We start from the raw sequence: 20793 nt of genomic DNA on the forward strand, positions 1-20793 counted from the left end.
CCGGTCCTGCTTCGGGCTGGGTCGTTTACTTCGACTGGTATTGCCGCGGCCGCTTGGCCAGCGCCGCTTCGATGATGCCGGCGCAGCGCTCGCGCTCGGCGCCCACCAGCGGCAGGCGCGGACGGCGCACGTGCTCGTTGCCGACGCCGGCCAGGGTCTCGGCCAGCTTGATGTTCTGCACCAGCTTGGTCGAGACATCCAGGTGCAGCAGCGGCGTGAACCACTGGTACAGCGCCAGCGCTTCCTGCCACTTGCCGGCCTTCATCAGGTCGTACAGGGCCACGGTCTCGCGCGGGAAGGCGGTCACCAGGCCGGCAAGCAGGCCGTCGGCGCCCAGCGCCAGGGCTTCGAACGACAGGTCGTCGACGCCGATGAACAGCTGGAAGCGGTCGCCCAGCTTGTTGCGCAGGTCGGTCACGCGGCGGATGTCGTCGCTGCTTTCCTTGATCGCCACCAGCCAGGGGCAGTCGGCCAGCTCGGCCATGTGCTCGGGCTTGAGGTCGACGCGGTACGCGACCGGGTTGTTGTAGATCATGCAGGGCTTGGCGGCGGCCTCGGCCATGGTGCGGATGCTCTGCATCGCCTCGCGCGCATCGGCCACGTAGATGAGCGAGGGCATCAGCATGAAGCCGTCCACGCCCAGGTCCACCGCCGCCTTGATGAAGCGCAGCGCCTCGCGGGTGCTGGTCTCCGACACGTTGGCCAGCACGGGGATGCGGCCGCCGCTGACTTCCACGGCGCAACGCGTCACGGCCAGCTTTTCCTCCAGCGTCAGGGTGCTGGCTTCGCCCAGCGAACCGCAGGTGACGAGGCCATGCACGCCGTTGTCGATCAGGAAGCCGAAGTGCTTGCGCATCGCTTCGAAGTCGAGGGTTTCGTCGGCATGGAACTTACTGGTTACGGCAGGAAAGACGCCCTGCCAACGCACGTTACTCAACTGGATTCTCCTCGGATGGCCGGCGCCGCGAAGGAAGGGCGGCGGGTGGGAGAAAGTCTAATATCTGCTAAATATATTTAGAAGATATTTTGATATGGGAGTTTCCCGAGAGCGGGTTTCCCCGGGGAGGACGGCGCGGGCGCCTGATAAGGCGCAGGGGAGTGGGCGGCAAGGGAGCCAGCGAATGCCGGGCGCGCACGCCCGATCCCGCGGGCGCAACGGATGGCTCGACCCGTGGTTGCGCGGCGCGAGGGTCAGCCGGCCTTGCGTTGATAGGCGCGGCTGGCGTCGCGCATGAAAGTCTTCACGGCGTCGTCGTATTGCTCGCCGCTGCGGAACGCGCCCGAATGCGTCGCGCCCTCGATCTTGACCAGCCGCTTCAGCTCGGGCGCCACGCCTCGGGCGGCGGCGTAGAGCTCATCGCTCATCGTGTGCGGCACCACCCGATCGGCGGTGCCATGCATGAACAGCATCGGGGTGTGGAGCTGCGCCAGCGTCTGCACCGAGTCGAACGGTTGCGTGACCAGCAGGCTGGCGCCGGGCACGCGGCCCCACTTCATGGTGGCCAGCATCGCGCTGATGCTGGTGAAACTGGACTCCACAATCAGCCCGGCGAAGTCCGGTTGTTCCGGGCGGGCCGCCAGGTTGATGGCGATGGCGCCGCCCAGGCTGTGGCCATAGACGAAGCGGCGCGCCGGGTCCGGTTGCAACCGGGCCAGTTCCTTCAAGCCGGCCATGGCGTCCTCCAGCGCGCTGGCCTCGGACGGCAGGCGCGGCGTCGACGCGCCGAAGCCCCGGTAGTCGATGGCCAGCACGGAATAGCCCTTGCGGGTCCAGCCGTCGATGCGAAAAGCGCTGCCGTTCAGGTTCCAGCGCGCGCCGTGCAGATACAGCACGGTGGGCGCGTCGGCTTGCGGGCTTTGCCAATACCAGGCCCGCACCTTGTCGCCATTGGCCAGCGCCAGGTCGTAGACCTGCGTGCCCTTGGCCGGCTCTCGCCACCAGGTCTGCGGCTCGGACTGCGGGGAGAAGATGGTCTGGCGTTGCCAGGAGTCGAGTTGCGAGCACCCGACCACGCTGGCGGCGGCGAGCACGGCGGCGCCGATCAGGCGGCGGACGGTGAATCGGGGCAGGGCGGGCATGATGGATGAGACCCACGCCGACGAGCGTGGTTGCGCCGCCAGCATACAACGCGGATCGTTGGCGGATCGCTTCAAGCGGTGTCCGGATGCATCTCGCGCGCCAGGGCCAGCCAGGCCTGCGCCGCTGGCGACAGATACCCGCCGCGCCGCCACACCAGGCCCATCTCCCAGTCGGTCCGGGCATCGCGCAGCGGCACTAGCGCCACGCCCGCGTGCCGTTCTTCCTCGGCCTTCACGCGGGGCAGGAAGGCCACGCCCAGTCCGGCGCTGACCAGCGCCACGATGAAGTCGATCTGGCCGCTGCGCGCCGCGATGGCCGGCGCGAAACCGGCCCGTTGGCAGGCTTCCTGGATGATGCGGTTGAGGGCGAACCCGGTCTCGAACAGGATGAAAGGCGAATCGCGCAACTGTTCCAGGCCGACGGTGGCGGCGCGGGCACGCGCATGATCGGCTGGCAGCAGCGCCATCAGCGGCTCGCGCGCCACCGGCTGCCAGTCGAAATCCTCGGAGACCGGTCGCAGCGACGCCGCCAGCTCGATCTCGCCGGCCATGACCATTTCCTCCAGCCGGTGGCCGCCGTGTTCCAGCAGGCTGATCTCGACCTGCGGATAGCGGCTGCGAAAGCGCGCGAACATGGGCGCGAACAGCGTGCTGCTGCCCAGCGGCGGCAGGCCCAGCCGCAGCACGCCGCGCTTGAGGCCGCGCAACTCGTCCAGCTCGGCGTACAGATCGTCGCGTTCGGCCAACATCTTCACGGCCCGCCGGTACACGATTTCGCCGGCCTCGGTCAGCCGGGGCGGCTGCGCCTGGCGGTCCAGCAGCGGCATCCCGATTTCATCCTCCAGCTGGCGCACCGCCTTGCTGACCGTGGGCTGGGTGGCGAAAACGATTTTGGCGGCCTGGGAGAAGCCACCCTGGCGGACCACCTCCACCAGCGCGCGCAGCGGGCGCAGATCCATGGTTATGCCTGATTGGAATAGGGAGAATTCGACAAATTCATTTTATCTATGGCCTTGCCCGGCGTAAAACGTTTCCTGTCCGCCGGAAATTTCCATGTCTCGCCCTCGCTACCCCATCGTCCTGCGCAGCCTGCTGCGCCGCAGCCGCGTGCTGCAGATCGTTCTTCTCATCCTGTTCTCCCTGCTGGGCCAGGCGCTGGCCAATGTCGCCGGCCTGCCGATCCCCGGCGGCGTCATCGGCATGGCGCTGGTGCTGGCGTTGCTGGCTTCGGGCCTGCTGCGGGTGCGCAACGTGCACCGGGGCGCGAGCTGGCTGCTGGGCGAGATGCTGTTGTTCTTCGTGCCCGCCGTGATGTCGCTGCTGGACCACCGTGAATTCCTGGGCGTGCTGGGCGCCAAGCTGCTGGCCGTGATCCTGCTGGGCACGGCCCTGGTCATGGTCGGCACGGCGCTGACGATCGACCTCTGCTACCGCTGGATGAACCGCCATGCGCACTGAATTCAACCTGCTTTTCTGGCCGCTGGCGACGGTACTGGCCTATGCCTGCGCGCGGCTGTTCTACCGCCGCTATGCCTATTGGTGGACCTCCACGCTGGTGGTGGCTCCGGCTTTGTTGCTGATGCTGGCGCTGCTGCTGCATACCGGCTACCGCGACTACATGTCGGGCTCGCACTGGCTGATGATGATGCTGGGGCCGGTGATCGTCGCGTTCGCGCTGCCGCTGTACGAGCAGCGCGCGTTGATCCGGCGCTACTGGCCGGTGCTGGGGGCGGGCGTGGCGGTCGGTAGCGCCATTGCCGGCGCCAGCGCCTGGCTGCTGGGCAGCCTGCTGGACCTGCCGCCAGACCTGCGGCTGAGCCTGCTGCCGCGTTCGGTGGCCACGCCGTTCGCGGTGGCGGTTTCCTCGCACGTCGGCGGCGCGCCGGACCTGACGGCGGTGTTCGTGATCGTCACCGGGGTGTTCGGCGCGGCCATCGGCCAGTTCATGCGGCGCTGGCTGCCGCTGCGCTCGGCCCTGGCGCGCGGCGCGCTGTTCGGCATGGGCGCGCATGGCGCCGGCACGGCCAAGGCGCGCGAACTGGCGGCCGAGGAGGGCGCGGTCGCAGGCCTGGTGATGGTGATGGCGGGCCTGTTCAACGTGCTCGTCACGCCGGCCGTGGTGGTGGCCCTGCTGGCCTGACGGCGTGGTGGACACGGCGGCCGGCCGACGCTTGCAGGCGCCGGCGGCGCGTTCAGCGCAGCGCTTCCAGCACCACCGGATACAGCGAGGCCACCAGCAACAGGGCCATGGTGATGTTGAAAGCCCGGATCGCCCGCGGCTTGTGCAATACCCGGCGCAGCGCGGTGCCGAAGGTGACCCAGATGCCGATGCTGGGCAGGTTGACGAGGCCGCAGACCAGCGTGGCGATCACCAGGTTGGCGAAGAAGCCCGCTTGCGGCGTGTAGGTCGCGATAATGCCCACCGCCATCACCCAGGCCTTGGGATTGACCCACTGGAAGGCTGCCGCCTGCAGGAAAGTCATCGGCTTGCCGCGGGCATGGCCTTCTTCCACCCCGCCCGAATTGGCGATCTTCCAGGCCAGGTACAGCAGGTAGGCGGCGCCGCCGTACTTCAGCACGGTGTACAGCACCGGCAACTGCTGGAACACGGAACCCAGGCCGATGCCCACCAGGAAGATCATCAGCGTGAAGCCCAGGTTCACGCCCAGCAGGTGCGGCATACTGCGGCGGAAGCCGAAGTTCAGGCCGGATGCGGCCAGCATGACGTTGTTGGGCCCGGGCGTGATCGAGCTGACCAGCGCGAACAGGGCCAGGGGCCCCAGCAAGGACAGGGAAGTGAGCGGCACGTCGGCCAGACTGGAAGGGAACAGCGTCATTTCTTGACTCCAACGATCGCGCGGCGGCCGCCGGCGATGACCACGATGACGGCGAGGGCGAACAGGAACGTGGTCAGGTCCACGGCCTCGCCGAAAAACAGGGCCGCGGCCAGGACCGTCAGGAACGGCTGCAGCAACTGGATCTGTCCGACGCGGGCAATGCCACCCGCCGCCAGGCCGCGATACCAGGCAAAAAATCCCAGGAACATCGAGCCGAACGCCAGATAGGCGCAGGCCCAGATGACGTCGACGGCGGGCCAGCCGGCCTGCCGCGAGGCCATCCAGCCGACCGGCACCGCCAGCACCGGCGCGCTGATGGCCAGCGCCCAGCAGATGGTGCGCCAGCCCCCCAGCGTGCGCGAGGCGCGCGCGCCCTCGGCATAGCCCATCCCGCCCAGCAGCACCGCCAGCAACAGCCAGAAATCGCCCATCGCCAGCGCGCCCTGGCCCTCGCGCAGCGCGAATGCGCATACCAGGGCGGCGCCCACCATGGCCCAGCCCCAGAATGCCGGCGAGGGACGTTCGCCGCTGCGCCAGGCCGCGAAGACGGCCGTGGACAGCGGCAGCAGGCCGTTGAACACCGCGCCGTGCGACGATGCGACGGTCTGCATCGCCAGCGTCGAGGCAAGCGGCCACCCCACCACGATGCCAAGCGCGGCCAGGATGACGCCGGGCCATTCGCGGCGATCGGGCCGCCGGCTGCGGGTCAGCCACAGCAGGGCCAGTGCCGGCACAGCCGCCAGCAAGGCCCGTCCCAGGCCCACCAGCAGCGGCGGCAATTCGGCCACCGCGAGCCGTGTCATCGGCAGTGTCAGCGAGAACACCAGCACGCCCAGCAGGCCGTAGCCATAGCCCTCCCAGGGCGAGGGGCGGGACGCAACGGGGGCGGCCTGGGGCGAGGGATACAACGCGGTGCGGCGCATCGGTGGGCGTCCAGAAAAAAGGGGCGGTCCACAGGGCTTGCGGGTTGACGCCATTGCTGTCACTCTACGCATAGTCATCGGTACAGTACCGGTACACCTTTGCATGTCACTTTAACCACTGGCCTGGTGAAATTCCCATGACAGTTGCTTCGCCTTCCATGCCCTGGCAGCCCGTGCGCCAGGCCGACGCCACGCTGGTGGCGCAACTGGCCGACGGCCTGGCCCGGCGCATCGACGAACAGGGCCTGCGGCCTGGCACCCGCCTGCCGTCGATCCGCAAGATGGCCGAGCAATCCGGCGTCAGCCGCTTCACGGTGGTGGAGGCCTACGACCGGCTGGTGGCACGCGGCCTGGTGCAGTCGCGCCGTGGCGCCGGATTCTTCGTGCGCGCCCGCAGCGGTCCGCTGGCTCCCGCGGCCAGCGTGCCCGCGCCTGCCGGCCAGGCCTTTGTCCCGCCCGCGCGGGTCGACATCGCCTGGCTGTTGCGCAGCATGTTCCGCGAGGGGGGCGGTCCCGGTATGCCGGGCGGCGCCGGCCTGCTGCCGGCGGAATGGCTCGATCCGGAAATGGTGGCGGGCGCGGTGCGCGCCGTCGGCCGCTCGGTGCGCGGCCATCTGGTGTCCTATGGCCACCCGCAGGGGTTTTCGCCGCTGCGCCAGCAGATCGCGGCGTCGCTGCAGAGCGACGGCGTGCCGGCCCATCCCGAACGCAATCTGCTCACCACCAACGGCGTCACCCACGGGCTCGACCTGATCGCCCGCCTGCTGGTGCAGCCGGGCGATACCGTGCTGGTCGAGGACCCGGCCTGGTTCGTTATCTTCGGCCGCCTGGCGGCCTTCGGCGCGCGCCTGATCGGGGTGCCGCGCGGCCCCGACGGCCCCGATATCGCCCTGCTGGAGCAACTGGCGGCGCAGCACAAGCCCAAGCTGTTCATCATCAACAGCGCGGTGCACAACCCTACCGGCCATACCCTGTCGGCGGGCGCCGCCTACGACATCCTGCGCATCGCCGAGCGCCACGATTTCCTGGTGGTGGAAGACGATACCTACGGCGAGCTGCACCCCGGCGGCGCCATGAAGCTGGCGGTGCTGGACCGGCTCAACCGCGTTATCCTGGTCAGCGGTTATTCCAAGATGCTGGCGGCCAGCCTGCGGGTCGGCTACCTGGCCGCCAATCCCGATATCCTGCAGAAGTTGGCCGACCTGAAAATGCTGGCCGGGCTGACCTCGCCCGAACTGGGCGAGCGGGTGGTGCACCGGGTGCTGATGGAAGGCCAGTACCGACGCCACATCGAGCGTGTGCGCCAGCGCGTGGACGAGGCCCGCCAGCGCTGCCTGAAAGGGTTGCTCAAGCTGGGCTTGACCATCCGGCATGAGCCGCAGGCCGGCATGTTCGTCTGGGCCGATTGCGGCCGCGATAGCGAGGTGCTGGCCCGCGCCGCCGCCGACCGCGGCATGTTGCTGGCGCCCGGCACGCTGTTCTCGCCCTCGCAGGGGCCGTCGACGATGTTGCGCTTTTCCGTTTCCATGGCCGATGATCGCGGCGTCTGGAACGTGCTGGAAAAGCTTTTCGGCTGAAACGGCTCCTACAATAATACGCAGTCACCCCCATCAAGGAATCGCCATGTCCGCACCCATCAAGCCCCTCACCGAGAACTTCGCCGTCGCCCCGCAACTGGGTCCCGACGACATGGCCGACGTGGCCGCCGCCGGCTACAAGAGCGTCATCATCAACCGTCCCGACTTCGAGGGCGGCCCCGACCAGCCGACCGCCGCCGACGTGTCCAAGGCCGCCGCCGCCGCCGGCCTGAAAATCGAATACCAGCCGGTCGTCGGCAGCGCCATGACCGCGGCCGACGTGGTCCGCTTCGCCGAACTGCTGCGCACCCTGCCGGGCCCGGTGCTGGCGTACTGCCGCACCGGCACCCGCTGCACCAACCTGTTCGCCGCCGCCCAGCAACTGGGTTGATGCGTATCAATGGCGCCGGGTTCGCTTGATGTGAACCTGGCGGGTTTCCGGTAGCATGGAGCTTCCTCTCAAACAGGAGCAGGCAAGATGTTCAAGAAGATCCTGATTCCCACCGACGGCTCGCCGCTGTCGGCCCAAGCCGCCAACGCCGGCATTTCCTTCGCGCGCTCGGTGGGCGCTGACGTCGTCGCCCTCTACGTGACGCAGCCGTTCGCCGCCACCATCGGTTTCGACGGCATGGCCGCGGCCTACGCCATCACCGACGAAGACTACGAAAAGGCCTCGGCCGAGCAGGCCGACAAGTACCTCAAGCAGATCACCGACCGCGCCGACACCGCCGGCGTGAAGTCCGAGGCGCGCGCCGTGTCCAACTTCAACGTGGCCGACGGCATCGTCCAGGCCGCCGCCGACGCCGGTTGCGACCTGATCTTCATCGGCAGCCACGGCCGCAGCGGCCTGTCGCGCCTGCTGCTGGGCAGCGTCACCGCCAAGGTGCTGTCGCTGGCCAGCACCGCCGTGCTGGTGTACCGCGTCAAGGAAGAAAAGAAGTAATCCCGGCCCGCCTCGCCGGCGTCAGGCCGCTGTCAGGCCCGCCGGCGGCGCCGCCCGCCCAGCCCCTCCCCGCCGAGGGGCTTTTTCTTGCCCGCGCCATCCCCTATGGCGCTTATGGCTAAAGCTTGTAAACCGGCTCGCGGCGCGTAATATTCAAGGATAGTGCGGGCGCGGTTTCGCAACACCCGAGCACACCTCTCAACGCGGCATGGCGCCCGCCGCGGCAGTATCCGGTCGGACCTGCCGCCCATTCCTGGTGATTACTGCAAGGAACGAGGCCATGACTCGCAAGACGCCTATCGAGCTATACCGGAACATCGGCATCAGCGCCCACATCGACGCGGGCAAGACGACGACCACCGAGCGCATCCTCTTCTATACCGGTATCACCCACAAGATCGGCGAAGTGCATAACGGCGCCGCCGTGATGGACTGGATGGAGCAGGAACAGGAACGCGGCATCACCATCACGTCCGCCGCCACCACCGCCTTCTGGAAGGGCATGGGCGGCAACTATCCCGAACACCGCATCAACATCATCGACACGCCGGGCCACGTCGACTTCACCATCGAGGTCGAACGCTCCATGCGCGTGCTGGACGGCGCGGTCATGGTCTATGACGCGGTCGGCGGCGTGCAGCCGCAATCCGAGACCGTCTGGCGCCAGGCCAACAAGTACCGCGTGCCGCGGCTGGCCTTCGTCAACAAGATGGACCGCGTCGGCGCCGACTTCCTGCGCGTGCAGCGCCAGATCAGCGAACGCCTGAAGGGCGATGCCGTGCCGGTGCAACTGCCGGTGGGCGCCGAGGACGGCTTCGAGGGCGTCATCGACCTGGTCAAGATGAAGGCCATCATCTGGGACGACGCCAGCCAGGGCGTGCGTTTCGAGTACCGCGATATTCCGCCGGCGCTGCAGGCGCAGGCGCAGGAGTGGCACGACAAGATGGTCGAGAAGGCCGCCGAGGCCAATGAAACGCTGCTGGAGAAATACCTGGGCGGCGAGGCGCTGACCGAGGCCGAGATCAAGCAGGGCCTGCGCCAGCGCACGGTCGCCAACGAGATCGTGCCCATGCTGTGCGGCAGCGCCTTCAAGAACAAGGGCGTGCAGGCCATGCTGGACGCGGTCATCGACTACCTGCCGTCGCCGGTCGACGTGCCCGCCATCAAGGGCCACGACGAGCGCGACCACGAAATCGAGCGCCATCCCACCGACAAGGAACCGTTCTCGGCGCTGGCCTTCAAGATCATGACCGACCCGTTCGTCGGCCAGCTGGTGTTCTTCCGCGTCTATTCGGGCGTGGTCAAGTCCGGCGACTCGGTCTACAACCCGGTCAAGGAAAAGAAGGAACGCCTGGGCCGCATCCTGCAGATGCACGCCAACGAGCGGCGCGAGATCACCGAGGTCTATGCCGGCGACATCGCCGCGGCGGTAGGCGTCAAGGATGTCACCACCGGCGACACGCTGACCGATCCGGCGCACGTCATCGTGCTCGAACGCATGGTGTTCCCCGAGCCGGTCATCTCGCAGGCGGTCGAGCCCAAGACCAAGGCCGACCAGGAAAAGATGGGCATCGCCCTGGGCCGGCTGGCGCAGGAAGATCCCTCGTTCCGCGTGCGCACCGACGAGGAATCCGGCCAGACCATCATCTCCGGCATGGGCGAGCTGCACCTGGAAATCCTGGTCGACCGCATGAAGCGCGAGTTCGGCGTCGAGGCCACGGTGGGCAAGCCGCAGGTGGCCTACCGCGAGACCATCCGCAAGACCTGTGACGAAGTCGAAGGCAAGTTCGTCAAGCAGTCGGGCGGCCGCGGCCAGTACGGCCACGTGGTGCTCAAGATTGAGCCGCAGGAACCGGGCAAGGGTTACGAGTTCGTCGACGCCATCAAGGGCGGCGTGGTGCCGCGCGAGTTCATCCCGGCGGTGGACAAGGGCATCCGCGAATCGCTCAACGCCGGCGTGCTGGCGGGCTATCCGGTGGTCGACGTCAAGGTGACGCTGTTCTTCGGTTCGTATCACGACGTGGACTCGAACGAAAACGCCTTCAAGATGGCCGGCTCGATGGCCTTCAAGGAAGGCATGCGGCGCGCCGATCCGGTGCTGCTGGAGCCGATGATGCAGGTCGAGGTGGAAACGCCCGAGGACTTCACCGGCAACGTCATGGGCGACCTGTCGTCGCGTCGCGGCATGGTGCAGGGCATGGAAGACATCGCCGGGGGCGGCGGCAAGGTGGTGCGGGCCGAGGTGCCGCTGGCTGAGATGTTCGGCTACTCCACCTCGCTGCGCTCGCTGACGCAGGGCCGCGCCACTTACACGATGGAGTTCAAGCACTACGCCGAAGCGCCGCGCCAGGTGGCGCAGGAAGTGATCGCGGCCCAGGGTTCGGGCCGCTGAATTCCGATCGGCTCGGAACAAGGGCCACCCGTGCGGGTGGCCCTTTTTTCATGTCGGCGCTACGTGTGCTTCATGCCGGCGCGGCGGCCCCGCCCGTCGTCGCCCGCATGCGCGAGGACGCCAGCTTCACGCCCAGCAGGATCATCACGAAGCCGTAGGCATGGAACAGTTGCGGCGCCTCGCCCAGCAGCGGCCAGGCCAGCAGCGCGGCATACACCGGCACCAGGAACATCGACAGGCCCGCCGTGGCGGGACCGGCGCGGCTGATCAACCGGCCGTAGACGTAATACGCGCCCAGGCTCGGCACCACCGCCAGGAACAGCAGCACCGCCGCCAGCCGTGGATCGCTCCAGGGCGGGGTGGCGCCGGTGGCGGCTTCGATGCCGGCGAACGGCGCCAGCGCGATCGCGCCGCCCAGCATCATCGCCGCCAGCCGCGCGCCATCCGGCACCGCCGGCTGCGCCAGGCGCTTCTGCAGCACCGTATAGAGCGCCCAGCCGGTGGCGGCCAGCAGCACCCACAGGTCGCCCTGGCCGAACGCCAGCCGCGCCAGCGCCCAGGCGTCGCCGCGCGTCAGCACCACCAGCACGCCGCCCAGCGCCAGCGCCAGCCCGGCGGCGCGCAGGGGCGAAAGGGGCTTGCGCCAGATGACTGCCTCCAGCAGCGCCACCAGGATCGGGCTGCATGAGAAGATCAGGGCGATGTTGGTGGCGCTGGTGCTTTGGGCGCCGATGTACTGCGGCGCCACCGCCACGCCCATGCCCAGCACCGCCAGCGGCAGCAGCGTGGGCAGGCCGCGCCACAGCGCCTGGCGATGCCGCAGCAAGGCCGGCGCGGCCAGCGGCAACAGGATCAGGAAGGCGATCAGCCAGCGGCCGAAAGCCAGGAACACGGGGGGAAGGGCGGCGTCGTGGGCCCAGCGGGCGGCCACCATGTTGGAGGCGAAGAGCGCCGGCGCGGCCAGGAGCATGGCGGTGCCGGACAGGCCCAGGCCGGTTCTTGCGGGGACTGCTGCTGCGTGAGACATGATTTCCCGCCGCGCGGATCGGCGCGCGGCACACTGCGGTGGACTACACCGGCGCCAGCGCCGGGTTGTGCCACGGCGCGGGCGCTGGATCCGACGGGCGGGGTAATACCCGTCTTGATGGAGAGTCTACGGCCGGGTCGGGAAAATAGGTTTCCTGATTCCCGCCAATTTGGCGGTATTGAAGGAATATATATCCTCTAGAATCAGGTTTTGCAGGGATAGTCTCTTCTACGGATTTTCCGCCGTGTCCACCCCACCCAAAATCGACGAAACCGACCGCAAGATCCTGCGCGCGCTGCGCACCGACGGCCGCCTCACCAACCTGAAGCTGGCCGAGCAGGTCGGCCTGTCGCCCACGCCCTGCTGGAACCGGGTCAAGGCGCTGGAGGACGCGGGCGTGATCGAGGGCTACGCGGCCCTGTTGAACCAGAAGGCGCTGGGCCTGCCGGACACGGTCATGATCGAGGTCACGCTCGAGCACCACGACGACGACACGCTGGCGCGCTTCGGCGAGGCGATCACCCGCCTGCCGCAAGTGGTGGAAGCGTTCCTGGTGACGGGCGAATACGACTACCTGATCAAGGTCGCGGTGGCCGGCACCGAAGGTTATGAAGAGTTCCTGCGCAAGCGGCTCTACAAGCTGCCCGGTGTGCGGCACAGCCGCTCGACCTTCGTGCTCAAGCGCCTCAAGCACACGCCGTCGGTCGAGCCCTGACGACTCGCGCCGCTCAACCGCGCAGGAACGATTCGATGGCGCCGTTGAAGGCGCGCGGATTGCCCAGGTTCATGCCGTGCGACGAGCCGGCAATGTCCACCCGCCGCGATTGCGGCAGCCAGCTCTCCAGCGCGTCGAGCACGGCGGGGTAGGGATCGGGGCTCAACGCGCCGCCGATGAGCAGCGTCGGCAGTGTCAGCGAGGCGATCTCCTGCGGACTCAGCGAGGCCGGCGTCTCGCGAGCCTGGCCGAACAGCGTGCCGGCGTTGTCGCGCACCATTTCCTTGAACCAGGGCACCATGCGTTGCCAGGTGTCCGGTCCGGTCACCGTGTCCACGAACAGCGCCAGGCCTTCTTCCACGGCGCCGTCGCGGATGAGTTCGAGCGCCCGCTGGCGAAAGCCGCCCCGGGCGTCGTCGCCGCCAGGCAGCGGCAGGCCGGGGTCGGCCAGCGTCAGGCTGCGCAGTGCGTCGGGGCGGGTCAGCGCGGCTTCCAGGGCCACGCGGCCGCCGCGCGAATGGCCCACCAGATGGGCGGGACCGCCCGCCACCTTGTCGATGAACGCCAGCACGTCGGCGCCGTGCTGCGCCACCGAGAAACCGTCGCCTTCGCCATCCCAGCTTTCGGGCCAATAGCGGCGCAGGCATACCGCCAGCACCCGGAACGAACGGCCCAGCGGCGCCATCTGCGATTTCCAGTAGCGACAGTCCGACAGCGAGCCGTGCACCAGCACCAGGGGCGCCCCTTCGCCGTATTCGGTGTAGGACATGGCATAGCCGCCGATATCGGCGCTTTGCAGGGGCAGGACGGGTTCGGAACGCATCGGGTCGGGGTCGGGAAAGCCAGCCGGGCATTCTAGCCGTTTCACTCCCGCGGCAGCGGCACGCCCGCGTCCGCGGCGGGGGCATTCGCCGGGCTGATAAACTCGATTCCCGATCTTTTTGTCCTGAACGGAGTTCGCCAGATGTCGCTCGCCACCCCCGCCGATCTTCCCGAGTCCGCCCAACGCGTCGCCCGCCTGCTGGCCGAGATGGGCCATGACAAGCCGGTGGTGGTGCTACCGCAGACGGGCAAGACCTCGGCCGAGGCGGCGGCGGGGCTGGGGTGCGAGGTGGCACAGATCGCCAAGTCGATCATCTTCCGCCGGGCCGCCGATGACGCGCCGGTGCTGGTCATCGCCAGCGGTATCAACCGCGTCGATGAGTCCAAGGTCGCCGAGCAGGTCGGCGCGCTGGCCAAGGCCGATGCCAAGTTCGTGCGCGAGATGACCGGTTACGCCATCGGCGGCGTCTGCCCGATCGGTCACGCGGTCAAGCCTGTGATGCTGCTCGACCAGGACCTGTTCCAGTACGACAGCCTGTGGGCGGCGGCGGGGCACCCGCACGCGGTCTTCAACCTGACGCCGCGGCAATTGGCCGCCATGACCGGCGCGCCGGTCGCCGACGTGGCGCAGCGCGCCTAGCGCAGCCTGGAAAGCCCCGCGCCATGGCGCGGGCAGACGGACGCCGCCGCAGGGTCAGTGCGGATCGGCCTCCAGATCGTCGATCAGCACCTGCAGCCGTCCCCGCGAGCAGGCCTCGACCCGGCCCCGCACGCCATACACGGCGGCCAGCGAGGCCGGCGTGATGACGTCGGCCGGCGCGCCCGCGGCGACCAGCCTGCCGCCATGGATCATCACCGCCCGGTCGGCGTGCTGCAGCGCCACGTTCAGGTCATGCAGCACGATCACCGTGATCAGCCCGTGGTCGGCGGTTTCCTGTTTCAGCAGCCGCATCACATGGAACTGGTAATTCAGGTCCAGCGCCGACAGCGGTTCGTCCAGCAGCAGCACGCGCGGCCGCCGCACCAGCGCCTGCGCCAGCCCCACCAGCTGCTTCTGGCCGCCGGACAGCGCGTCCAGGTAGGACAGCGCCAGATGGCCGATGCCCAGCCTTTCCAGCAGCCGGTCGATCCCGTGCAGGTCCGTCGGCGGACCCTCGGCCTCACTGGCGCGGGCCGCCACCAGCACCGATTCGAACACGCGCAGGTGCACGGCGGCCGGCAGGCTTTGCGGCAGATAGACCAGATGGCGCGCGCGGGTGGCGAAATCCATCCGCGCCAGCTCCAGGTCGTTTAGTCGCGCCCGTCCGGCGCGCACCTTCACCAGTCCCGCCAGCGCCTTGAGCAGCGTCGATTTGCCGCTGCCATTGGGGCCCAGCAGGGCCGTGACCTCGCCAGCGCCCAGGCGCGGCAAGGACAGGTCGTGCAGCACGTCCGTGCCGCCATAGCCGGCGCTGATGCCGTCGATCGCCAGCGCCGGCGCACGCGTGGCGCCCGTCATGGCAGCCTCCGGCGCAGCACCACCGCGACGAAGAATGGAATGCCGATCAGCGAGGTGACGATCCCGACCGGCACGATGACGCCGGGCGCGAGGTTCTTGGATGCCACCGAGGCCAGCGACAGGATGACGCCGCCGACCAGCGCGCTGCCCGGCAGGAAAAAGCGGTGATCCTCGCCCAACAGCCGGCGGGCGATATGGGGCGCGATCAGGCCGATGAAACCGATGGTGCCGACGAACGCCACCGCCAGCGCCGACAGCAGGCTGACGCGCGCCAGCGCCGTCACGCGCACGCGGCGCACGTCCACGCCGAAACTGGCGGCGCGTTCCTCGCCCAGCCGCAGCGCGGTCAGTTTCCAGGACTGGCGCATGGCCAGCGGCAGCGCCAGCGCGAACGCCAGTCCAAGGGCGGCCACGGTGGTCCAGCTCGAGCGCGCCAGGCTGCCCATGGTCCAGAACACCAGGCTCTGCAGCGCCTCGGCGCTGGCGGTGAACTGCACCAGCGATACCAGCGCGTTGAAGGTGAACACCATGGCGATGCCGAACAGCACCACGCCCGAGGTGTTGATGCCGCCCCGGCGCGCCACGCCGTCCAGCAGCAGGGCCGCCAGCATGGCGAACAGGAAGGCGTTGCCGGCAATCAGCCAGCCGTCGGGGATCCCGGGCAGCCCCAGGTGCAGCACGATGGCCAGCGACGCGCCGAAGGCGGCCGCCGACGACACGCCCAGCGTGAACGGGCTGGCCAGGGGATTGTTCAGGATGGTCTGCATTTCCGCCCCGGCCAGGCCCAGCGCCATGCCGACCAGCGCGGCCATCAGGGCGTAGGGCAGCCGGATGTCCCAGACGATCACGCGCAGCGTCGGATCGGCCGACGCCGGCGCGCTCAGCGTGCGCCACAGCTCGCTCCAACCCAGGCCCGAGGGGCCGAGCGTGAAGTCGAGCAGCAGCCCAATGCAAATCGCCGCCAGCAGCAGGGCGATGAGCCCCGCGCGGCGGCGCAGGATGTGCCGGTAAGCGGCGACCGCGGAAGCGGCTCGCGCCATTACTGCAACAGTTGCAGGCGGCTCTTGGCCGTGTTGGCGGCCGGCGTGGTCGGGTAGTCGCGCACGATGCGCTGCAGCGTGGTCTTGGCGCCGGCGCGGTTGTTCATCTCGATCTGGCTGCCGGCGATCACCAGCAGCGCGTCGGGGGCGCGGGCGTTGTCGGGCGCCTTCTGCACCATGGCGTTCAATTGCTCGATGGCGCCCTTGAAGTCCTTCAGCGCGTAGCGGCTGCTGCCCAGGTAGAACTGGGCGCTGGGCGCGAGCTGGCTGGCGGGGTAGAGCGCGGTGAAGGCGGCCAGCGATTCGGACGCCTCCTTGTACTGACCCTTGCGGAACAGGTCGATGGCGCCGTCGTAGGCGGCCTGCTCCTGCGGGTCGCCGGCCGTGGCGCCCGGCGGGTTGGCGCCGCCTGGCGCGCCGCCCGGCTTATTGGCGCTGGGCTGCTGGCGCGACACCAGTTCGAGCTGGTCGCGCAATTGGGCGATTTCCTGCTGCAGCGCCTGGATCTGGTCGGCCAATTGCAGCTTGGCCCGTTGGCTCTGCTCGTTCTGTTGCTGCACCTGCTGGCGCAAATCCAGGATGGCCTTGCGGGCCTCATCATCGGAGAAAGCGTGGGCGGGCGCCGTCAGGGCGGCCAGCACCAAGCCAGTGGCCGCCATCAGGGGACGCAGGGACAGAACGTTATCGCGCATGAAAATTCCCGGGGGATAAAAACAAACGTCGGGACGGCCGGTTGACCGTCCCGACGCGTGGTGGGGCACTTAACTATACGGAAAGCTTAGCGCTGATAAACGATATCGGCGCGGCGGTTTTCCGCAAAGTCGGCTTCCGACGAGCCAGTCGCCTTCGGCTTTTCTTTGCCGAAGCTGATGGTTTCGATCTGGTTGTCGCTGACGCCCAGCAGGGTCATCATGCGACGCACGGCGTCGGCACGGCGCTGGCCCAGGGCCAGGTTGTATTCGGCGCCGCCGCGTTCGTCGGTGTTGCCTTCGATCTTGATTTTCTGCTGCTGGTGCGAGGCCAGGTAACGGGCGTGGGTTTCCACCAAGCCGCGGTACTGGTCGGACACCGTGTAGCTGTCGAAGTCAAAGTATACCGAGCGCTGTTGCGCCAGGATGCTTTGGGGGTTGAAGGGATCAAGGATCTGGCCGGAGGCCGAGGATCCTTGGCCAGCGCCTCCGCCCTGACCCGCTTTATCGTCGAGAGGGACGGAGCTGCAAGCTGCCAGGGTGGCGGCCAGAGCGGCGATGGTTAGGCTTTTGGCAATGCGCGACTTCATGATAGTTCCTTTGCAAAGAGAGTCACACGTGTTATCGGGTAAATGGGCCCCAAGTCGGTTCACGTATTTCCCCGTTCAGTACCGAAAGCGTCTGCCGTACGCGACCATCGCTCGAAACACCTGCAAGCACGCTACGTCCGTTTTGGATCGCGGCGTAGAGGACTTGCATGCCGTTCGGCGCGAAGCTTGGCGACTGATCGTCACGACCATCGGTCAACAAGTTCTCCGAGCCGGAGGACAGGTTCAACGATGCGATACGGAACGCGCCGTCGCGTCTGGCAACGTACAGCAGCGTCGATCCATCGGGGGAAATTCGGGGTGAGATGTTGTAACCACCATTAAACGTGAGGCGGCGAGCATCGCCACCGTCCAGGCCGGTTTGGTAAATCTGCGGCCCGCCGCTGCGGTCACTGGTAAAGATAATGGAACGGCCGTCCGGCGTAAAGCTCGGCTCGGTGTCAATCCCGGGAGAACGCGTAACTCGCTTCATATTCGAGCCGCCGGCCGCGCTAACGATGTAAATTTGCGACAGACCGTCACGCGTCAGGGCCACGGCCAGCTGGGTGCCGTCGGGCGACCAGCCGGGGGCGCTGTTGTTGCCCTTGAAGTTGGCGACCGGCACGCGGGCGCTGGTGGCCAGCGTGTGCACGTACACCACCGGCTTGCCGGATTCGAAGCTCACGTACGCCAGCTTGGAGCCATCGGGCGACCAGGACGGCGAAATGATCGGCTCGCGCGAGCGCAGGGCGACCTGCGGATTCTGGCCATCGGCGTCCGCCACCTGCAGTTCATAGGTGGCGCCTTGCTTGAGCACGTAGGCGATGCGGGTCGAGAACACGCCGCGCACGCCGGTGATCTTTTCATAGATGCGGTCGGCGATCTGGTGGGCGACGCGGCGCAGTTCCTGCTCGGTGCCGGAGAATGCGACGCCATCCAGCTGGCCCTTCTTGACCGTGTCCGCCAAGCGGTAGCGCACGTCGTAGCGGCCGTCGTTGCCGCGCACGATGCTGCCATAGGCGATGAAGTCGGCGCCCTTGGCGCGCCAGTCGTCATGGGCGATGGGCGAATCGACGTTCAGGCCAGACCCTGCGGCGTTGATGAGGCGGAACTGGCCGGTACGGGTCAGGTCGGCGCGGATCACGTCGGCCAGGGCGCGGCCATGGGTGTCGTCCACCGCGAAATCGGCGATGGCGACGGGATATTGGGTGGCGCCGGTGCCGGAGATATCGACACGCAGCTGGGCCTGGGCGGGCTTGATGGCCATCAGGCAGGCAAGCGCCAGCAGCAACAGGCCGAATCCATACGATCGCCAGAGAACGAGGGGGGAAGCTCGTCGGCTATGGGCGGGAGTCATAATCAGCAATCTCCTGTCAATCATACATTCTGTACACAACGTCAATGATGGGCTCGTAGCGGCCGGTAGAAGGCTTGGGGAAGGGGTTGCAACGGCGGATGCCGGTCTCGACCGCGCGGTCGAAGCCCGGGTTGCCGGAAGAACTGGTCAACGTGACCCCGTTAACCTTCCCGTCAGAACCTAACTGTACCCGGTATTGGGCCGTCGGATTGTCCGATCCGCTGCGCGGCGGCGGCGGGTAGGCCACGCCGGGCTGCACGCAGGCGCGCACCTTGGCGCCATAGCCGCTGTCGCGCCCGCCACCGGCCTGGTTGCGGTCGGCGGTGCCGCCCGGGATGCCGGCCGCGCCCAGGGCGTCGTTGCGGAACGCATCCTTGAGGGCCTTGTCGGCGGCGGCCTTCTTGGCGGCCTCTTCCTTGGCCTTCTTTTCGGCCGCGGCCTTTTCAGCGGCGGCTTTCTCGGCTGCCGCCTTTTCCGCCGCGGCCTTGTCGGCGGCAGCCTTGTCAGCGGCAGCCTTCTTGGCGGCGTCTTCCTTGGCCTTCTTCTCGGCGGCCGCCTTCTCGGCAGCGGCCTTCTCGGCAGCGGCCTTTTCCGCCGCCGCCTTGTCGGCCGCGGCTTTCTCGGCCGCCTGGCGTTCCTGTTCGAGGCGCTTCTTTTCCTTCAGTTCGGCCTGCTTGCGCTCTTCTTCCAGGCGCGCCTTCTCCTTGGCCGCTTCGGCGGCCTGGCGGGCCTTTTCTTCCTGCTCGCGCTTTTTCTTGGCTTCCTGCAGGGCGATCTCAGGGTCGACTTCGTCGGGCTTGGGCTGGACCTGGGCTTCCGGCTTGGGCGGCGGCGGAGGAGGAGCCTCGGGCTTCTTTTCCGGTTCCGGCTCGGGCTGCGGCTTGGGCTGGGGCTGGGGCTTGGGAGGCTCGGGCTGGGGTTGCGGCGGGGGCGAGACGGGCGAATTGCCGTCGGCCCACAGTTGCACTTCCACCGGGCCGGGGTTTTCGGTGCGCCAGTTCAGGTTGAAGATCAACACGGCCAGCAGCAGCGCGTGCACCAGCAACGCCAGGATCAGGGCGATCCGGTTGTCGTTGTTGGGCGGCGTGGCCGGGGGGCCGCTGTGGTGTCGAATGATGGGTGGCGTCATGAGCGTTGCAAGCCGGCGGCGCCGGCGGAGGGCGTCGCGTTAGCGTTTCTTCGCGGGAGCGGGCTGGTTGCCGCCGGCGGACTGGTCCACCAGCAGGCCCAGGCGGGTGATGCCATTGGTACGCAGCTCGTCCATGACCTTCACGACCGTCTCGTAGGGCACCTTGCCGTCGGCCGCAATCACCACCGGGGTTTCCGCGGTGATGCGCGAACGCACCTGCGCCACCAGTTCGGGGCGGGCGATGTCCTGCAGGGTGGCGCCCGGTTCGCGCATGCGCAGCGCGATCTTGCCGTCTTCCGAAATCTGGACTTCAAGCGGCTTGACCGGGACATCGGACGCCGCGCCCACCGAGGGCAACTGGATCAGGCCGGGCGTGATCAGCGGCGCGGTCACCATGAAGATGACCAGCAGCACCAGCATCACGTCGATGTAGGGCACCACGTTGATGTCGGCTTTCATGCGGCGGCCGGATCTGCCGCGCGAGCTTACCGAGGGCATTAGCGCACCTGCCGTTGCAGAATGTTCAGGAACTCATCGACGAAACTGTCGAAGCGGATCGAGATGCGGTCGATGTCGTTGGTGAAGCGGTTGTAGGCAACCACCGCGGGAATGGCGGCGAACAGGCCGATGGCGGTGGCGATCAGCGCTTCGGCGATGCCCGGAGCCACCGAGGCCAGCGTGGCCTGCTGCATGTTCGACAGGCCGATGAAGGCGTGCATGATGCCCCAGACCGTGCCCAGCAGGCCGATGTAGGGTGAAACGGAGCCGGCCGAAGCCAGGAAGTTCAGGTGCGATTCCAGCGCATCCATTTCGCGCTGGTAGGCGGCGCGCATGGCGCGGCGCGGGCCGTCGAGCAGGGCGGTGGCGTCCGTGCTGGCGCTGCCGCGGCGGGCTTTCAGGAATTCGGTCATGCCGGCGTCGAAGATGCGGGCCAGGGCGCCTTGCTCGTCGCGGCGCGAGGCCACGGCCTGCTGCAGCATGGACAGGTCGCCGCCCGACCAGAAATCATCCTCGAAGCGGCGGGTCTGGGCGTGGGCGCGCTTGATGGCCAGCCGCTTGGCGAAGATGTAGGTCCAGGACATGATCGAGATGCCCAGGAGCATCAGCATGATCAGCTGGACCGGCACGCTGGCGTGCGAAATCAACGAAAGCAACGACATGTCGTTGGTGGCTTGCAT

The 20793-nt window shown here is 68.0% G+C and carries 23 protein-coding genes; 8 read left to right on the top strand and 15 right to left on the bottom strand.

All coding sequences use genetic code 11. The annotated features are described in order from the left end of the window. Positions 1-25: 25 nt before the first annotated feature. The 3 genes from AruCF_RS02935 to AruCF_RS02945 form a co-directional block, all read right to left on the bottom strand. On the bottom strand, positions 26-937 hold the full coding sequence (locus tag AruCF_RS02935; RefSeq protein WP_049071304.1) for a dihydrodipicolinate synthase family protein: 912 nt from the start codon (positions 935-937) through the stop codon (positions 26-28). A 254-nt stretch (positions 938-1191) separates the two neighbouring features. Next, complete coding sequence (locus tag AruCF_RS02940; protein ID WP_049077449.1) at positions 1192-2079, bottom strand: alpha/beta hydrolase; 888 nt, start codon at positions 2077-2079, stop codon at positions 1192-1194. Between the two features lie 71 nt (positions 2080-2150). After that, positions 2151-3038 carry a LysR family transcriptional regulator gene (locus AruCF_RS02945; RefSeq protein WP_049071306.1) on the bottom strand — a complete coding sequence of 296 codons (888 nt, stop codon included), beginning with the start codon at positions 3036-3038 and terminating at the stop codon, positions 2151-2153. A gap of 94 nt (positions 3039-3132) precedes the next feature. On the opposite strand from AruCF_RS02945, the gene AruCF_RS02950 reads away from it, so the two are divergent. Together AruCF_RS02950 and AruCF_RS02955 are read left to right on the top strand one after the other, a co-directional pair. Then, positions 3133-3537 carry a CidA/LrgA family protein gene (locus AruCF_RS02950; protein WP_049071308.1) on the top strand — a complete coding sequence of 135 codons (405 nt, stop codon included), beginning with the start codon at positions 3133-3135 and terminating at the stop codon, positions 3535-3537. Then, entirely contained in the window at positions 3527-4219 is a 693-nt protein-coding gene (locus AruCF_RS02955; RefSeq protein WP_049071309.1) for an LrgB family protein, read from the top strand. Before AruCF_RS02950 ends, AruCF_RS02955 begins: the two co-directional genes overlap by 11 nt. 52 nt (positions 4220-4271) lie before the next feature. Here AruCF_RS02955 and AruCF_RS02960 read toward each other — a convergent pair whose 3' ends face one another. Together AruCF_RS02960 and AruCF_RS02965 are read right to left on the bottom strand one after the other, a co-directional pair. After that, positions 4272-4916 (bottom strand): LysE family translocator, encoded by a 645-nt coding sequence (locus AruCF_RS02960; RefSeq protein WP_049071312.1) that lies wholly within the window; start codon positions 4914-4916, stop codon positions 4272-4274. Next, positions 4913-5839 (bottom strand): DMT family transporter, encoded by a 927-nt coding sequence (locus tag AruCF_RS02965; RefSeq protein ID WP_100508681.1) that lies wholly within the window; start codon positions 5837-5839, stop codon positions 4913-4915. Before AruCF_RS02965 ends, AruCF_RS02960 begins: the two co-directional genes overlap by 4 nt. Positions 5840-6012: 173 nt before the next feature. On the opposite strand from AruCF_RS02965, the gene AruCF_RS02970 reads away from it, so the two are divergent. The 4 genes from AruCF_RS02970 to fusA all read left to right on the top strand — a co-directional run bounded on the left by AruCF_RS02970 (position 6013) and on the right by fusA (position 10751). After that, positions 6013-7416 (top strand): aminotransferase-like domain-containing protein, encoded by a 1404-nt coding sequence (locus AruCF_RS02970; protein ID WP_144419196.1) that lies wholly within the window; start codon positions 6013-6015, stop codon positions 7414-7416. A gap of 46 nt (positions 7417-7462) precedes the next feature. Then, positions 7463-7807 carry a protein tyrosine phosphatase family protein gene (locus tag AruCF_RS02975; RefSeq protein WP_025137488.1) on the top strand — a complete coding sequence of 115 codons (345 nt, stop codon included), beginning with the start codon at positions 7463-7465 and terminating at the stop codon, positions 7805-7807. An 87-nt stretch (positions 7808-7894) separates the two neighbouring features. Next, the gene (locus tag AruCF_RS02980) at positions 7895-8359 is read left to right on the top strand and encodes a universal stress protein (protein WP_006388728.1); all 465 of its coding nucleotides are present in this window, start codon (positions 7895-7897) and stop codon (positions 8357-8359) included. A gap of 280 nt (positions 8360-8639) precedes the next feature. Next, positions 8640-10751: an elongation factor G gene (fusA, locus tag AruCF_RS02985; RefSeq protein WP_049071316.1), complete on the top strand. Its 2112-nt coding sequence runs from the start codon at positions 8640-8642 to the stop codon at positions 10749-10751. Between the two features lie 70 nt (positions 10752-10821). Here fusA and AruCF_RS02990 read toward each other — a convergent pair whose 3' ends face one another. Beyond that, positions 10822-11778: a DMT family transporter gene (locus AruCF_RS02990; RefSeq protein ID WP_235432735.1), complete on the bottom strand. Its 957-nt coding sequence runs from the start codon at positions 11776-11778 to the stop codon at positions 10822-10824. Between the two features lie 244 nt (positions 11779-12022). On the opposite strand from AruCF_RS02990, the gene AruCF_RS02995 reads away from it, so the two are divergent. Continuing rightward, a complete protein-coding gene (locus AruCF_RS02995; protein WP_006388732.1) occupies positions 12023-12493 on the top strand; it encodes an Lrp/AsnC family transcriptional regulator in 471 nt (156 codons plus the stop codon). Between the two features lie 13 nt (positions 12494-12506). On the opposite strand, the gene AruCF_RS03000 is transcribed toward AruCF_RS02995, so the two are convergent. Next, positions 12507-13316, bottom strand: coding sequence for an alpha/beta fold hydrolase (locus tag AruCF_RS03000; protein WP_049071321.1), 810 nt, complete (start codon positions 13314-13316; stop codon positions 12507-12509). Positions 13317-13457: 141 nt separating this feature from the next. On the opposite strand from AruCF_RS03000, the gene AruCF_RS03005 reads away from it, so the two are divergent. After that, on the top strand, positions 13458-13955 hold the full coding sequence (locus tag AruCF_RS03005; RefSeq protein WP_049071322.1) for a YbaK/EbsC family protein: 498 nt from the start codon (positions 13458-13460) through the stop codon (positions 13953-13955). Positions 13956-14009: 54 nt separating this feature from the next. Here the strand turns inward: AruCF_RS03005 and AruCF_RS03010 are convergent, their stop codons facing one another. The 8 genes from AruCF_RS03010 to tolQ form a co-directional block, all read right to left on the bottom strand. Next, positions 14010-14813, bottom strand: coding sequence for an ABC transporter ATP-binding protein (locus tag AruCF_RS03010; RefSeq protein ID WP_049071325.1), 804 nt, complete (start codon positions 14811-14813; stop codon positions 14010-14012). Beyond that, positions 14810-15853, bottom strand: a complete 1044-nt coding sequence (locus tag AruCF_RS03015; protein WP_049071327.1) for a FecCD family ABC transporter permease — start codon at positions 15851-15853, stop codon at positions 14810-14812. Before AruCF_RS03015 ends, AruCF_RS03010 begins: the two co-directional genes overlap by 4 nt. Beyond that, complete coding sequence (gene ybgF, locus AruCF_RS03020; protein ID WP_049071329.1) at positions 15853-16545, bottom strand: tol-pal system protein YbgF; 693 nt, start codon at positions 16543-16545, stop codon at positions 15853-15855. Before ybgF ends, AruCF_RS03015 begins: the two co-directional genes overlap by 1 nt. Before the next feature lie 86 nt (positions 16546-16631). Beyond that, positions 16632-17132 (bottom strand): peptidoglycan-associated lipoprotein Pal, encoded by a 501-nt coding sequence (gene pal, locus AruCF_RS03025; protein WP_006388738.1) that lies wholly within the window; start codon positions 17130-17132, stop codon positions 16632-16634. A 31-nt stretch (positions 17133-17163) separates the two neighbouring features. Further along, positions 17164-18486 (bottom strand): Tol-Pal system beta propeller repeat protein TolB, encoded by a 1323-nt coding sequence (tolB, locus tag AruCF_RS03030; RefSeq protein WP_049071331.1) that lies wholly within the window; start codon positions 18484-18486, stop codon positions 17164-17166. A 16-nt stretch (positions 18487-18502) separates the two neighbouring features. Then, a complete protein-coding gene (tolA, locus tag AruCF_RS03035; protein WP_049071333.1) occupies positions 18503-19615 on the bottom strand; it encodes a cell envelope integrity protein TolA in 1113 nt (370 codons plus the stop codon). A gap of 39 nt (positions 19616-19654) precedes the next feature. After that, positions 19655-20113, bottom strand: a complete 459-nt coding sequence (locus AruCF_RS03040) for an ExbD/TolR family protein (RefSeq protein ID WP_006392914.1) — start codon at positions 20111-20113, stop codon at positions 19655-19657. Next, positions 20113-20793 (bottom strand): protein TolQ, encoded by a 681-nt coding sequence (gene tolQ, locus AruCF_RS03045; RefSeq protein ID WP_049071335.1) that lies wholly within the window; start codon positions 20791-20793, stop codon positions 20113-20115. The genes AruCF_RS03040 and tolQ overlap by 1 nt, the downstream gene beginning before the upstream one ends.

The organism is Achromobacter ruhlandii (assembly GCF_002082135.1).
GTDB lineage: Bacteria > Pseudomonadota > Gammaproteobacteria > Burkholderiales > Burkholderiaceae_B > Achromobacter > Achromobacter ruhlandii.

Excerpts from the sequence above, each read along its gene's own strand:
- AruCF_RS02975 (WP_025137488.1), top strand. The coding sequence starts at position 7,463 with ATGTCCGCACCCATCAAGCCCCTCACCGAGAACTTCGCCGTCGCCCCG.
- AruCF_RS02950 (WP_049071308.1), top strand. The coding sequence starts at position 3,133 with ATGTCTCGCCCTCGCTACCCCATCGTCCTGCGCAGCCTGCTGCGCCGC.
- tolQ (WP_049071335.1), bottom strand. The coding sequence starts at position 20,793 with ATGCAAGCCACCAACGACATGTCGTTGCTTTCGTTGATTTCGCACGCC.
- pal (WP_006388738.1), bottom strand. The coding sequence starts at position 17,132 with ATGAAGTCGCGCATTGCCAAAAGCCTAACCATCGCCGCTCTGGCCGCC.
- ybgF (WP_049071329.1), bottom strand. The coding sequence starts at position 16,545 with ATGCGCGATAACGTTCTGTCCCTGCGTCCCCTGATGGCGGCCACTGGC.
- AruCF_RS02940 (WP_049077449.1), bottom strand. The coding sequence starts at position 2,079 with ATGCCCGCCCTGCCCCGATTCACCGTCCGCCGCCTGATCGGCGCCGCC.
- AruCF_RS02990 (WP_235432735.1), bottom strand. The coding sequence starts at position 11,778 with ATGTCTCACGCAGCAGCAGTCCCCGCAAGAACCGGCCTGGGCCTGTCC.
- AruCF_RS02955 (WP_049071309.1), top strand. The coding sequence starts at position 3,527 with ATGCGCACTGAATTCAACCTGCTTTTCTGGCCGCTGGCGACGGTACTG.
- tolB (WP_049071331.1), bottom strand. The coding sequence starts at position 18,486 with ATGACTCCCGCCCATAGCCGACGAGCTTCCCCCCTCGTTCTCTGGCGA.
- AruCF_RS02945 (WP_049071306.1), bottom strand. The coding sequence starts at position 3,038 with ATGGATCTGCGCCCGCTGCGCGCGCTGGTGGAGGTGGTCCGCCAGGGT.
- AruCF_RS02980 (WP_006388728.1), top strand. The coding sequence starts at position 7,895 with ATGTTCAAGAAGATCCTGATTCCCACCGACGGCTCGCCGCTGTCGGCC.
- AruCF_RS03040 (WP_006392914.1), bottom strand. The coding sequence starts at position 20,113 with ATGCCCTCGGTAAGCTCGCGCGGCAGATCCGGCCGCCGCATGAAAGCC.
- tolA (WP_049071333.1), bottom strand. The coding sequence starts at position 19,615 with ATGACGCCACCCATCATTCGACACCACAGCGGCCCCCCGGCCACGCCG.
- AruCF_RS03015 (WP_049071327.1), bottom strand. The coding sequence starts at position 15,853 with ATGGCGCGAGCCGCTTCCGCGGTCGCCGCTTACCGGCACATCCTGCGC.
- AruCF_RS02960 (WP_049071312.1), bottom strand. The coding sequence starts at position 4,916 with ATGACGCTGTTCCCTTCCAGTCTGGCCGACGTGCCGCTCACTTCCCTG.
- fusA (WP_049071316.1), top strand. The coding sequence starts at position 8,640 with ATGACTCGCAAGACGCCTATCGAGCTATACCGGAACATCGGCATCAGC.
- AruCF_RS03005 (WP_049071322.1), top strand. The coding sequence starts at position 13,458 with ATGTCGCTCGCCACCCCCGCCGATCTTCCCGAGTCCGCCCAACGCGTC.
- AruCF_RS03000 (WP_049071321.1), bottom strand. The coding sequence starts at position 13,316 with ATGCGTTCCGAACCCGTCCTGCCCCTGCAAAGCGCCGATATCGGCGGC.
- AruCF_RS02965 (WP_100508681.1), bottom strand. The coding sequence starts at position 5,839 with ATGCGCCGCACCGCGTTGTATCCCTCGCCCCAGGCCGCCCCCGTTGCG.
- AruCF_RS03010 (WP_049071325.1), bottom strand. The coding sequence starts at position 14,813 with ATGACGGGCGCCACGCGTGCGCCGGCGCTGGCGATCGACGGCATCAGC.